Annotated in this window: 13 protein-coding genes, 3 tRNA genes and 1 pseudogene; 3 read left to right on the forward strand and 14 right to left on the reverse strand. The window is 29.8% G+C overall.

Annotated features, from left to right (window positions below; translation table 11 throughout):
- Positions 1-90: 90 nt before the first annotated feature.
- The 4 genes from HSX10_RS16690 to HSX10_RS16705 form a co-directional block, all read right to left on the reverse strand.
- Positions 91-675, reverse strand: coding sequence for a super-infection exclusion protein B (locus tag HSX10_RS16690; RefSeq protein WP_173589394.1), 585 nt, complete (start codon positions 673-675; stop codon positions 91-93).
- The gene (locus tag HSX10_RS16695; protein ID WP_173589395.1) at positions 676-930 is read right to left on the reverse strand and encodes a hypothetical protein; all 255 of its coding nucleotides are present in this window, start codon (positions 928-930) and stop codon (positions 676-678) included.
- Positions 931-1,504: 574 nt separating this feature from the next.
- Positions 1,505-2,269, reverse strand: a complete 765-nt coding sequence (map, locus tag HSX10_RS16700; protein WP_173589396.1) for a type I methionyl aminopeptidase — start codon at positions 2,267-2,269, stop codon at positions 1,505-1,507.
- A 306-nt stretch (positions 2,270-2,575) separates the two neighbouring features.
- A complete protein-coding gene (locus tag HSX10_RS16705) occupies positions 2,576-3,463 on the reverse strand; it encodes an alpha/beta fold hydrolase (RefSeq protein ID WP_173589397.1) in 888 nt (295 codons plus the stop codon).
- Between the two features lie 207 nt (positions 3,464-3,670).
- Between HSX10_RS16705 and HSX10_RS16710 the strand changes: the two genes are divergently transcribed.
- Complete coding sequence (locus HSX10_RS16710) at positions 3,671-4,036, forward strand: MerR family transcriptional regulator (protein WP_173589398.1); 366 nt, start codon at positions 3,671-3,673, stop codon at positions 4,034-4,036.
- 449 nt (positions 4,037-4,485) lie between these two features.
- Positions 4,486-5,430 (forward strand): annotated as a pseudogene (locus tag HSX10_RS16715) (IS110 family transposase).
- A 50-nt stretch (positions 5,431-5,480) separates the two neighbouring features.
- On the opposite strand, the gene HSX10_RS16720 reads toward HSX10_RS16715, so the two are convergent.
- On the reverse strand, positions 5,481-5,837 hold the full coding sequence (locus tag HSX10_RS16720) for a winged helix-turn-helix transcriptional regulator (protein WP_173589399.1): 357 nt from the start codon (positions 5,835-5,837) through the stop codon (positions 5,481-5,483).
- Between the two features lie 96 nt (positions 5,838-5,933).
- On the opposite strand from HSX10_RS16720, the gene HSX10_RS16725 reads away from it, so the two are divergent.
- Entirely contained in the window at positions 5,934-6,464 is a 531-nt protein-coding gene (locus tag HSX10_RS16725) for an NAD(P)H-dependent oxidoreductase (protein WP_173589400.1), read from the forward strand.
- 1,162 nt (positions 6,465-7,626) lie between these two features.
- Here HSX10_RS16725 and HSX10_RS16730 read toward each other — a convergent pair.
- The 9 genes from HSX10_RS16730 to HSX10_RS16770 all read right to left on the reverse strand — a co-directional run bounded on the left by HSX10_RS16730 (position 7,627) and on the right by HSX10_RS16770 (position 13,141).
- Positions 7,627-7,700: transfer RNA gene (locus tag HSX10_RS16730), tRNA-Arg, on the reverse strand.
- Positions 7,701-7,733: 33 nt separating this feature from the next.
- Positions 7,734-7,808, reverse strand: a tRNA-Pro gene (locus HSX10_RS16735).
- A 51-nt stretch (positions 7,809-7,859) separates the two neighbouring features.
- Positions 7,860-7,948 (reverse strand) — tRNA-Ser (locus tag HSX10_RS16740).
- Positions 7,949-8,278: 330 nt separating this feature from the next.
- On the reverse strand, positions 8,279-9,457 hold the full coding sequence (locus HSX10_RS16745; RefSeq protein ID WP_173589401.1) for a class I SAM-dependent methyltransferase: 1,179 nt from the start codon (positions 9,455-9,457) through the stop codon (positions 8,279-8,281).
- Positions 9,458-9,464: 7 nt separating this feature from the next.
- Entirely contained in the window at positions 9,465-10,553 is a 1,089-nt protein-coding gene (locus tag HSX10_RS16750; protein ID WP_173589402.1) for an AI-2E family transporter, read from the reverse strand.
- Positions 10,554-10,601: 48 nt separating this feature from the next.
- Positions 10,602-11,105, reverse strand: coding sequence for a TrmH family RNA methyltransferase (locus HSX10_RS16755; RefSeq protein ID WP_173589403.1), 504 nt, complete (start codon positions 11,103-11,105; stop codon positions 10,602-10,604).
- Between the two features lie 53 nt (positions 11,106-11,158).
- On the reverse strand, positions 11,159-11,800 hold the full coding sequence (locus HSX10_RS16760) for a DUF4159 domain-containing protein (RefSeq protein ID WP_173589404.1): 642 nt from the start codon (positions 11,798-11,800) through the stop codon (positions 11,159-11,161).
- Positions 11,801-11,804: 4 nt separating this feature from the next.
- A complete protein-coding gene (locus HSX10_RS16765) occupies positions 11,805-12,509 on the reverse strand; it encodes a 16S rRNA (uracil(1498)-N(3))-methyltransferase (RefSeq protein WP_173589405.1) in 705 nt (234 codons plus the stop codon).
- Complete coding sequence (locus tag HSX10_RS16770; protein ID WP_173589406.1) at positions 12,509-13,141, reverse strand: peptidylprolyl isomerase; 633 nt, start codon at positions 13,139-13,141, stop codon at positions 12,509-12,511. Before HSX10_RS16770 ends, HSX10_RS16765 begins: the two co-directional genes overlap by 1 nt.
- Between the last annotated feature and the right edge of the window lie 121 nt (positions 13,142-13,262).

Genomic DNA, 13,262 nt, shown 5'->3' on the forward strand with positions numbered 1-13,262 from the left:
CTATGATAATAATTACAGAAGTACTTTAGCAATAAATTAATAAGTTTTTACTTGTTTTTTACCACAGTACTTTGTTACCATAAGTACTTCTTACTTGTTCGAATTATTGTATAAATAATCTGATGTCCATTCAGGTCTATTCTTAATTAATTGTTGTTTTTCCGATTCAGACATATTTTTTCTTGCTCCTAAATCAAATTCTGTTAAATTTTTCTTTGCTATTTTAGTTAAAGACATTGCAAAATATAATCCTCTTCCTATATCAGATTTTCTTGTTAATATATATTTGTCCATAAGTCCAGAAACAACTGGATTATCCATTGGCATTGATATTGTTGTTCTTCCTGTTATAAAAAATTCTCTTAAAACACTTTGTTCATAAAGGTCTAATGTTTTTATACTTTCAGTAACTTCTTTATTTAGTTTTCTTTTAAAAGACTTGTTGTTTATTTTTGAAATTATAAAATAAATGATTGAGAGAATTATAAAAGCAATACAAACTATAAATATAATTCCAAAATATTTTCCATATTCTTTCTCAAATTCTGAAAGTTTCAATTGTTCAATAAAATTTTCAGATCCAAATAATAATATACCACTTACTATACCAAATAAAATAAAAATTTTTACTGGAATTTTGCTAAAATCAATTAAATCACTAAAAGAAAAACTCATTTAAAAAGTACTAATATTCGTTATTGATATATCTTTAACTATAATTTCAGGGTTTTCTATTTCTTTCAAGTCGACTAGATAATCAATCATCTGATGAGTCGTATCTTCATTTAATTTCACAGTAATGCTTTTTCTCCTAACATCTGTAATTATATATTCAGTTTCGCTTAAATTAATTTTACATCTTGTTCCGATTTCTATCATAGTTTTTTTGTATTTATGGTAACTTGTTATATCATAACTTTTATCGCTCATATCCCACAAATTAAGTGGGTAATAGCAAGTGTTTTAATTATTTACAGTCATGTGCCACGAAGTTAATTATATTTCTAATAAAACCTATACGTAAAGTTACGTACGCTTCATTAAAAGCCAAGATAAAACCTTCTATTCTAAATTACTTACGGTAAACCGTAATAGCCAATGCATAATAACCAAAACCCTATACAGATCAAACCCGCTTTGATTATGCACCGTGGTATTAATAGTTTCAATGCTATAGTTTTGGTTTGCTATAAATGGGGTTAGGTGTTTAATTACAGGACGTCCTTTTTTAGTGAAGCCTACAAAAAGGGGAAGTCTACATTATATTTCTATAAAATTGAGAAGGGATTGGATATTTTTTTCTTCGTTCATGTTTTTCAGAGGGGGAGTTGCATGCCGCACAAGGGTTTTGAATAAGATTAGTTACGTGGTTAAGCAACGAATTTAGCAAATACCAACCAAATAGACAAAAGCGTAGCGAACTGTGCGTAGCAAAAATCTGCGAGGATTTTCGTAAGTAGGCGAGAACTAGCCATTAATTTTATACTTTGTTGTAGCCAGTTATTTAATTCCAAATTTCATTCGATGCTGTTAAAATGACAGGATATTTATCAGTTACAAGTATTGTTTGTTCGTGTTGGGTTACATATCCACCTTTATTTCCGACTAAAGTCCAACCGTCATTCAATTCAATAGCAACAGTTGAATTTGTTGAAATAAAAGTTTCTATTGCTACTGTTGTATTTTTCTTGAATCGTTCTCCGTTACTTTTAACTCTGTAGTTTAAAATATTTTCAGGCTCTTCGTGTAAACTTCTACCGACTCCGTGACCAGCCAAGTTCTTAATGACTTTAAATCCTGATTTTTTTGCTTCGGTTTCTATTAAGTATCCAATTTCAGAAATTTTTACTCCGCCTTTGGTATTGTTTATTGCTTTGCGTAAAATATTTTTAGAAGCATCTACAAGAGGTTGGTGATTATGAATGTCTTTTCCAAGAACAAAAGAGCCACCATTGTCAGACCAAAAACCGTTTAGTTCCGCAGAAACATCAATATTAATTAAATCTCCTTCTTTCAATATTTTTTTCTCTGATGGTATTCCGTGTGCCGCTTCATTATTTATACTTATACAAGAATAACCAGGAAATCCATAAGTTTCATAAGGTGCTGATTTAGCACCATAACTCTTTAGAATTTCACCTCCATATTCATCCAGTTCTTTAGTCGACATTCCTATTTTAGCATATTCTCTCATTAATTTCAGTGTAGTTCCAACAACTTCACTAATTTTTTTCATTCCGATTAATTCTGATTCTTTTGTTATTGACATTCTGTTTTTTTTAATTGGCTACGGTTAGTATAAGATCAGTAGCGGTTTAAATACTCTTGCTTTTCGTGTTACAAGATACTTATTAAAATTAATAGTGATTCGAGTTTACACCCGAACCGCTATTGCTTTTATACCTTGTTATATGCAGACTTTTTCCTCAGTCTTAATATTTTATTTTATTACAATTTACAAAATTATTGATTATAATTCTTCTGAAAATAGATAAGCCTAAAATTTCATTTATTTGGACTCAAAGTTTTTCGCCTGGCTATTTGTTTATTTTAACTTTCTGTCCTTGGACGTTATTTATTCCAAAAAGTCACAGATAAGCTTTGCCGTTTCATTTGGCTTTTCAGCAAGAATAAAGTGTCCACAATCTTCTATTTTTTTGAGTTGTAAGTCAGTTGTAGAGTTTGTTAATGACATTTGTAACATTTCATATCCACTTCCACCAATGCCCAATACTGGTATGTTTATTTTTTCGTACGTTTTGCTGTCTTCAATGTCTTGAGGAAAAGATTGATACCAAGCATTTGAAGCCCGAATTGCATCTTTGCTATTATAAGCAGAAGCATACGCGGATTTGTCGAAATCATTCATACTTTTTTGGTCTTTCAATAAGTTTTTAAACAACCATTCTATAACGATATTCATACGTCCCTCAAGAAGTTGTTCGGGAAGTTCTTTTACCTGATTGAATGCAAGCCACCAAGGATAAAGATAATTTGCTCCCAAAACAGGTAACATTGGCAAATGATACATTCCTGCATCGGGGTGTGGTGTATCCATCATAATTAATTTGGATGCTGTCTCTGAATGGTTTACTGTAAAACTAAATGCTACGTGTGCACCGATATCGTGTCCACCAATATTCACTTTATCAAACCCTAACTTTTTTACAAGTTCAAAAATATCCTTAGCCATATTCTTTTTCTCATATCCAGCAATCGGCTTGTCTGAATTTCCCATTCCTCGCATTTCGACAACTATAACACGATGTTTTTTGGCAAGTATTGGCATTACTTTATGATAAGCCCACCAAGTTTCAGGATATCCCGGAATTAAAATCAATGGTTTGCCTTGTCCGCCAATAACATAGTGTAGTTTAGTTCCATTTACTTCAGTATAATGATTGGTGAAATCTGGTAAGGATTTGATTAATTCTTCGGAGTTAAAATTTTTGTTATCTGTCATACTATTAAGTTTTTGTAAATGTTGTTAATGGAAAAGGCATTGCTAATGCTGTTAATGCAATTCCTCCATGTTTTATGATTTCCCGTCTGTTCATAATCAAATTTATTTTAGTTCTCAACTTGTAACGTGCAAAATTAAGGAGTATGTTTGCAACCTACAAGTATGTAGTATACTGTATAGTTTATTATTTTTTTTAAGCGTTTGAAAATGAGGTTAATAAATCAACTCTCTAAAGAAACAGGAATTCCAATAGGAACAATTCGTTTTTACGAAAAAAGCGGACTTATTAGTGGTCAAACTAAGAAAGAAGTAACCACCAATAATTATGTCTATTATAATGAAGAAACCATCGAAAAACTTAGATTTATTCAAATGGCAAAAGCTGTTGGTTTTACTCTAGCCGAAATAAAAGAGGTTGTTGATGCTTGGTATAAGAAGCAATTAAGTAAAACAGCAAAAATTAATGTTTTAAATAAAAAATTACTGCAAATAGAAGAGAAAATGAAAGAATTAAAAGCAATTAAAAAGCAAATAGCAATTTGTAAATCACAAATTGAGAATGAAATTGATTAAAGTCTTTTCGAACATTTAGATTTTTTTTCAACTTGCATATAAAGTATTTGTGTATGATTTTGTTGCGTGTTTCAGTATTAGATTTAGCAAATAAAACATAGATAGAAAGGCCACGAGGGCTTTCGTAAATATACTATAACTAGCAATGAATTATACAAGGCTTAAGTTTACAATTCATTAAATTTAGGGATAAATTAGAAAGAACAAAAGAGAGAAAGGTTGATATATACGCAGAAGCTTTCGACTTCGTCAACATTGAAAATCCCTTCTCTTTTACTACACAGATTTCGTACAGTTCTATGAGACTTTTAGACCTCGATTTTAAGTCGTTGAAACTCGGGTAGTCGTCCTATCAAAAAAAAACATTTTCTTATGAATAAATATATTAAATATTTTGAACTGCGAAGCACATCATGAATTCCTAAAATAAAATAATAAAAGATGAATAAATTGACATTAGTCGTTTAGTTTTCGATGTCACGGATTCAAATGGTAATTACTACCAGTTTAAAAACAATGAGTTTGGTTTTAAAAAGTACTCGAAACTCTTAGATTCTAATAGACATTGCGTCATGGAAGGCACAGGTTATTATCACTATCAATTGGCTTACCATTTGTTAGAATCTGGGATTAAAATTTCTGTAGAAAACCCATTAGCCGTTAAACGTTTTATACAGATGAAATTATCTAAAATTAAGACCGATAAAAGTGATTCTAAACTTATCTGCGATTATGCTCAGCAGTTAGAATTAAAGCTTTGGCAAGGTAATTTTAAGAATGAGATAGAATGTCTTCAAATTGTTAGAACTCTTTCTGTGTATACAAAAGAAAGTACTATACTAAAAAACAAACTACACGGTGAAGATGTATTAGGTAATCCAAGTAAAGTGGTTGTGAGATCTTTAATACATAGTTTAAAGCAACTACAAAATGAGATGGCAGATTTAGAAGATAAGCTATTGATTTTAATAAAAATAGAATATCAAAATTTATTAACGCGCTTAAAAACTATACCAGGAATAGGACCTAAAACAGCCATTATGTTAGTTGTTTTTACAGGCGGTTTTGATCGTTTTACAAGAGCAAGTGAACTTTGTAGTTACGCTGGATTAACACCAGTAATAAGACAAAGTGGGAGTAGGGTAAGTGGACAGCCACGAATCAGTAAAATAGGAAATCAGAAACTGAGAAATTTATTATTTATGTGCAGTTTTAATGCTTGTAAACAAAACAAGGCTTGCCGAGATCATTATGAACAAATTGTATCTAAAGGAAAGAGCAAAAAGTGAGCATTAATTGCAGTGTGTAATAAACTGCTAAAACAGGCTTTTACAGTTGCTAAATCAGGATTAATATATGATGGAAACTATAAAAGTACATTAGTTAAAAATTAATGAGTTTTTATTTGTTTTTTGCCATAGTACTTTGTTGTGCGTTAGTACTTTTACAATATTGTTTTATGTTTTATAGCCCAATTTTCAAGTTCTTTAATTATTGGTTTTAACTCATAACCAATGGTCGTTAATTCATATTCAACACGGGGTGGAACTTCTGGATAAATTTTCCGAGTCAAAACTTTATTTTTCTCTAATTTTTTGAGTTCTAACGTAAGCATTCTTTCCGTTATGTTCGGTAAAACCTTTTTTATTTCTCCAAACCGTAATTTACCACTTAACAAAGCATAGCAAATAGGTAGTGACCATTGGCCACCAATGATATTTGTAGAATAAACTTCAAGACATTCATTAGCTAAAGCTTGTTTATTGGCAAAGTTTGTGGATGTTTCCTTGATTTTAGACATTACATACATTTTTGTTAGTATCGTACAATTGGTTGTTCATTTAAATAATTAAATATAGGAGTTTATTTTTGTATCGGAAATTTAACGATTTAAAATATGAAGACCTTAATAATTCTAACTCATCCAAATATAGAAAATTCAGTGACAAATAAAAGGTGGATTGAGGAATTAGAGAAATATCCAAATAATTTTGACATTCATCAATTATACAAAGTTTATCCAGATGAAAAAATTAAAGTAATAGCAGAGCAAAAATTAATGGAAAAATATAATAAAATTATTTTTCAGTTTCCTTTATATTGGTTTAGCTCACCACCACTTTTAAAAAAATGGTTTGATGAAGTTTTAATTTATGGGTGGGCTTTTGGCAGTAAAAGTGGCTATAAATTAGAAAATAAGAAAATTGGTCTAGCTATTAGCGCAGGAGCAACTGAGGATAATTATTCATTAAAAGGTGAATACAAACATACTTTAAAAGAAATATTAGTTCCCTTTGAACTTACGTTTAAATATGTAAAAGCTAATTATCATCCATATTTTGTAAATTACGGAGCTGATTCAGATACACAGAGTGAAGTTATTGAAGAAAGTACTCGTAAATATTTCTTTTTCGTCAACGCTTTCTAGGTTTCATTTTAAGTATGAAGCACAATGTATTATATCATAACTTTTATCACTCATATCCACTAATTAGGTAGGTAATAGCCAGTGTTTTAAATATTTAAAATTACGAGCTACGAAGTTAATTCTATTTCTAATAAAAACTATTCGTAAAGTTACGTACAGCTGCGCTTCATTAAAAGCCAAGTTAATACCTTCTATTCTAAATAACTTACGGTAAACCGTAATAGCCAATTTATAATAACCAAAACCCTATACAGATCAAACCAACTTTGTTCATGGAACATGGTATTAATAGCTTCAGTGTTATAGTCTTTGTCTGCTATAAATGACCATAGGTGTTTAATTACAGGACGTCCTTTTTTTTATTTTATGGACTTTAAGCTTGTGGTCGGTTCATCTAGAAAAATTACTGGTAGAATGTGGTAAACTTTTATAAATATTATCTATAGAAAATTTATTTACTGCAAATCCTATTGTCAAGTCAACCATTAATTAAGGATTTCTATTCAAACATTAGTCTGTATCTAGGTCCAAAAAGCAGAAATATAAAGTAACAGGTTATAGCGTGGTTATGTAATGCTTATAGCGTCGTTGTAGCACGATTATATTGTGTTTTACCCTAGTAAAGATAAGGTTTAAGTGTGTTTGTAAAAGGTTGTAGTCATATTGTAATTAAATACACAAACAAGGACGTGTATATATGAGGGTTGAAATAGGGTATAGCCTAATAAATTTAAAGTAGAGTGGTGGAGTGCCTTTTATTGGAGATTTATATAAAGTTAAAGTGACTAATTATCTAAGTAATTAGCTTAGTGATGGCCTATTCGTTTAAATAAAACAAAATTACTAGGATTTAATTTTCTCAATTCTCGGATAGAATGAGAGTTTTAAATAGACTCTAAATTGTAATCGAAATTATATTCGTGGTATTTGCCACCATATTTTATTAAAATAGTGTTAAAAATCAATTTGTGTGCGTAAAGTGTGCGTAATCGAGAAATCTTATAAAAATAATTTCACTTAATAATTAATATTTAATCATAATTGTTGTTCAATTCAGACTTGTTATTGTTAATAATAAAAAGGTGTATGGTTTTGATTTACAGGATGATGTGAGTGTTTTTTAGATACAAAAAAGCCTCAACATAAATGTTAAGGCTTTTTGTGATCGCAGAAGGATTCGAACCTTCGACCGCCTGCTTAGAAGGCAGGTGCTCTATCCAGCTGAGCTATGCGACCATTTAGAGTAAAACTCTAAAAATTCAATAAAAGTCGGGGTGGCAGGATTCGAACCTGCGGCCTCCACGTCCCAAACGTGGCGCGATAACCGGGCTACGCTACACCCCGAATTGGTTATCTTAAAAAATACTTACAGTGCAATTACTGTAGTAAATTTTGCGGAGAGACAGGGATTCGAACCCTGGGTAAGTGTTTCCACCTACGACGATTTAGCAAACCGTTCCTTTCGGCCACTCAGGCACCTCTCCAGTATTTAAAAGAACATATGTCTTTAATTGCGGGTGCAAATATACATTAACATTTAAAATAACACAACTTTTTTACAACTTTTTTATTGAAAAAAGAACATTATTTTAAATTGTGTTTTTAACTATTTATTTATCAGGTGTATAGTTTTGCATGTTTTTTTATGTAAAATATTTTTTTGATTTAAGTAAACCCAATTTATGAAATATAAATCATCAACGTTTTTTTTAATATGCGATTATTGATTTTAAAAAGAACTTAAAAAAATAGGCATTAGTAAAGCTATGAAGAATAATGGTTGAGTAATTCAATAAGATTGTTTGTAACAAGCCTTAAATTTTAGAGCATACTAAAACTATTTTAGTGTCTTCATAATCCGTTGTGAAAAACATATATATATATCCTCCGTCTTTAATTTTTAATTTTTTTCTAATATCACTTACTGGCATTGGGAAATTTCGTGTAGTTATATTAGCTTTTGTAATACGTTCTTTAGAAATGATTTTTTTATTATAAGGTAGTATTTTTTCAATTTTAAATTGTCTACCAGGGAAATCTACCAATGTATCAGAAGTATAGAGGTGAGAATGTTTGTGTAGTTTATCTATGCTTAATATTTCACTTATAGAATTAAAACCACCAGATTTCAAAATAGCAGCATTAGGTTCAAATAAATAGGTAAGTGGTGAGCTGTAAGTTTCTTTAGAAAATGGTTCGTCCTTAAATTTAAAATCGAAATGCTGATTACCTGTTTTTGTTAAATTTATTGTTTTAACGATGGTATTATCATTAAAGTCGCGTTCTAAAATCCAAAGTAATTCTTTAACCTCATTGTTTACAGCTACAATATGAATCTCTTTTACATTATCTAAGTCTAACAATGTCGCTGTTAAATCTAATAGAGGTGATGTTTTAATCATCACGTTTTTAGAGTATTTTAGAAATACATTTTTATAGGTTTTAATGTTGGGTTCACAATCTGAAAGTAAAAAGACCTTTTGTTTAGAATGATCTCTTCGAGATGGATCTATATAAATCCAATCAAATGGCTTGTTAATACGTTTTAGAGTTTCAATACCGTTATCGCTTACACAATTAATATTTGAAACATTTAACGCTTTAAAGTTATGCGCTACGAGTTCTGAGAGTTCGGTATTAATTTCGCAATGGGTGACTTCTTTTGCTTGTTTTGAAAAGTAATAAGCATCTACTCCAAATCCGCCTGTAAGATCAATTATAGTGTCTCCTGTGGTTAAAGACGATTTGTATTTTGCTGTAACTTCAGAAGATGTTTGTTCTATATTTAATTTGTTAGGGTAATATATATTTTCAGAGTGAAACCAAGTACTTAGTTTTTTTTGACAACGTTTTTTAGCCTCAATCTGTTCTATTATTAATTTAGGATCTACGTTTTCAAATGGTAAACCTTTCAATAATAATTCTGAAGGATTAGAATCTATATGTTTGTTTATAAATTCTTGAATTTCAATATTTAATATGGATCTGTTCAAACTTAAATTATAAACCTTTAGTAAGTTTTTTAACGATGTTGTAATCTGATAAAAATTCCTTTAAAACAACTTTTAGTGCTGTATAAGTTGGTATGGCAACAATCATTCCTACAACTCCAAACAAGATGCCTGAAATAATAATAATTAAGAAAATTTCTAAAGGGTGAGATTTTACACTTTTAGAAAATATAAATGGTTGGCTAAAGAAATTATCAATTAACTGAGCAAAGATAAAACCAATCATTACGTAAGTTGTTTTTGGTAAAATAACATCACTAAAGCTTTCCCCTAAGTTGCTAGACATACTTAAAAGCATTATTAAAAAACCACTAACTAATGGTCCTATATAAGGTACTAAATTTAAAAGGGCACAAAGAAAAGCAATAACAATAGCATTGTCAATTCCGAAAAGGAGTAAAACAATAGTATAGATTATAAATAGAATTAAAATTTGAAATATAAGTCCAACAAAATAGCGTGATAATAAATCTTTAATTATTGTAAATGAACGTTTTGAACGTTCTTCATTTCCTTTTGGAATAAAAGTCATCATACCATCTTCAAACAATTTACTGTCTTTTAAGAAGAAAAAAGAGATAAAAAGAACAGAAAATAAACCAATGCTAAAGCTACCTAATCCACTGATAAAGCTATTTAGAAAATTTGGTATAATTGCAAAATCTAAATTAGAGAATAGGCTAGAATCTTTTATGGATTGTTCTAAATCAATATGGTTAAATTGAAAATAAGTAATAATTTGATCGTATAAATCTTCAAAATTACTTTGAAGTTGATCAATATTTAGTAATGCTAAATTCTGACCTTGTTCAATAATTAAAGGAATAAAAAGTCCTACAAGACCAACTAAAAGTCCGATGAGTAAAAGCATTGTTGTTACAACAGCAATAGTATTATTGAATTTTAGTTTATTTCTTAAAAATAGTATTATTGGTCGTCCGATTAAAGAGATCACGACAGCAATAACAATGTAAACAATTACCGATTGAATTTTGAAAAGGAAATATAAAACAGCAAGAGTAGCAATAACAACTCCTAATGCTCTTAAAATTCCTTTAGATATTGTTTTAGATTCCATCTGTTTTTATTTACTCAAAGATGCTGAATTAAATTTAGCAAGGCAAATTTAGAAATTTAGTTGTTTTGTTAGTTCGTAAAGTGCAATACTTGTGGCTTGTACAACATTCATACTACTATTATTTCCAAACATATTAATATGTACAGTTGCATTTACTTGTTTTAAAATAGTTTCAGATACTCCAAAGTTTTCATCACCTAAAATTAAAGCAATTGGTTGATTGGTTGTAAGTTTAAATTCATTTAAAGCTTGGCTATTTTCTGAAATTTCTAGAGCAATAAGATAATAGTTATTATTTTTTAAATCTTCAATAATGTTCTCAATATTCTCTTTTATAGAGTGTGTAACGTATTTTTCTGTAGAACGCGATGTTTTATTCATGCGTTTTCCAAGTTGAATATCTTCACCACAAAATATTAGTTCTTCAATACCAAAAGCATCTGAAATTCTAAATAAACTTCCAATATTTGGAGCATTGCTTACATTATCGCAAATAACCTTTATGGGGTGTTTGTGTTTTTTGAAGTTGGTATTATAGTGGTTAAGTTGCATTTTAGTCCGTGGTGAATAATTGTAATATGATTATCTTTTTTCTAAAGGTGAATTCAATTTTCAAAAACATATTTTACAATATTAGCACCCATTTTAAGTGCTTTTTCTCTGACGTCTTCAGGGTCATTATGTACTTCAGGGTCTTCCCATCCGTCTCCTAAATCACTTTCAAAAGTGAATAATAAAACCAATCTATTGTCTTTAAAAATACCGAATGCTTGTGGTGCTTTTCCATCGTGTTCGTGGATTTTTGGTAAGCCATTTGGGAAGTTAAAAGCAGAACTAAATATTTTATGATCTTTAGGAATTTCGATTAATTCACTATTAGGAAATACCTTTTTCAACTCTTTAGTGATGTAAGGAGCCATTCCGTAATTATCATCAATATGAAGAAATCCTCCAGAAATAAGATAATTTCTTAGATTTTCGGCATCATCATCACTAAAAAATACATTTCCATGCCCTGTCATATGTAAAAAAGGAAATTGAAATATATCAATACTTCCTGCTTCTACCGTTTGAACATTTTCATTAATATTAGTATCTATATTGTCATTACAGTATTTTACTAAATTAGGTAATGCTGTTGGGTTACTATACCAATCTCCTCCGCCTTTGTATTTTACAATGGCAACATCTTGAGAAAACAATAAAGCAGTAAAAAAGGTAAAATATAGCGTGAATATGATTCTCATGTGTTTATTCATTTAAAAAAGCGACAGAATGACAAGCGGCAATGGCTGCTGTTTCTGTACGTAAACGTGTTTCACCCAAAGTTACAGGAATAAAATTGTGTTGCAACGCCATTTCAATTTCTTTAATGCTAAAGTCTCCTTCAGGACCAATTAAGATAGTGCAGTTGCTTGCTGGTTTTAATTGAGATTTTAAAGATTTTTTATCTGTTTCTTCACAATGTGCAATAAAGATTTGATCCGTGAAATCTTGACTAATAAAATCCTTGAAGCTCATTGGTTCATTAAGCTTAGGTAAATAATATTGCAAAGATTGTTTGGTTGCAGATTGAAGAATTTTTTCAAACCGTTCTAATTTTACTACTTTTCTTTCGCTGTGGTCACAAATGATAGGTGTAATAGTTTCAATTCCTATTTCGGTTGCTTTTTCTAAAAACCATTCATATCTATCATTCATTTTTGTTGGTGCAACAGCTAAATGAAGATTGTAATTTCGTTTTGGTTGTAAGCTTTTAGAAAGAATTTTTACAGAACATTTTTTTTGGTCTGCTAAAGTTAATTCTGCTTCAAAAAGCCAACCTTTACCATTGGTGATCTGTAAGGTATCACCAATGGTTTTTCTTAAAACTTTTACAATATGCCGACTTTCATCTTTATCGAAATTAAAGTCGGAATCGTTTTCTGTGATATGTTGGTTGTAGAACAATTGCATTATTCAATAGCTTCAGTAAATTTTAAAACAGTAACCTCTTCTATTAATGTTATAGGTTCGGTTTTTACAATCAGGTAATAGATTTTATGCTCTGTGTCATCTGCCATAAAAGCTTCATCAAGAGGGTGGTTTTCTTTAAAAGCAACAGCATCAAAAGCTTTTGGCATTTCACCTTCTTTAATCCATCCGGTATCACCACCCATTTTAGCCGTTGATCCTTCAGAGTTGTGTTTTGCTAAGTCTTTAAAACGGTACCCTTGCATGTATTGTGATAATACCTTTTTTCGTCTAGATATTGCTTCTTCATCTGATGTGCTAGCGGCTTTAAATTCAATAATTCTAAATTTTGCATAATCAACATCGGCCTTGTCAATAACTTTGTAAAACGTTTTTTTAAAGTCTGTTTTAATTACTTTTTTTCCACCTTTAGCCATGCTAAATAACTCGTCAGCTAATCTGGTTTTATGTTTTGCTTTATTAAAAGTGAATAGTTTTCCTTTTTTAGGTTTGTTCTTTTTTAAAAAGATTTGGGCTTGTTCTGGTGTAGAAATAGAATCTAATTGTTTTTCTAATTCAGATTGCGAAAAACCGATTAATGGTAGTAAAAATAGTAGTGTAAAAAGATGTTTCATGCTTAATTTTTTTATTTAATTTGGGTTGAGTACAAAACAACTAAATTTTAAACTAATATAGAAGTAAAGCTAATAAGATATTAACAGATGTTTTAACAATTTAAAAAATAGAGAGTTAAAG

The sequence above is a fragment of the Winogradskyella undariae genome (assembly GCF_013285155.1).
Classification (GTDB): domain Bacteria; phylum Bacteroidota; class Bacteroidia; order Flavobacteriales; family Flavobacteriaceae; genus Winogradskyella; species Winogradskyella undariae.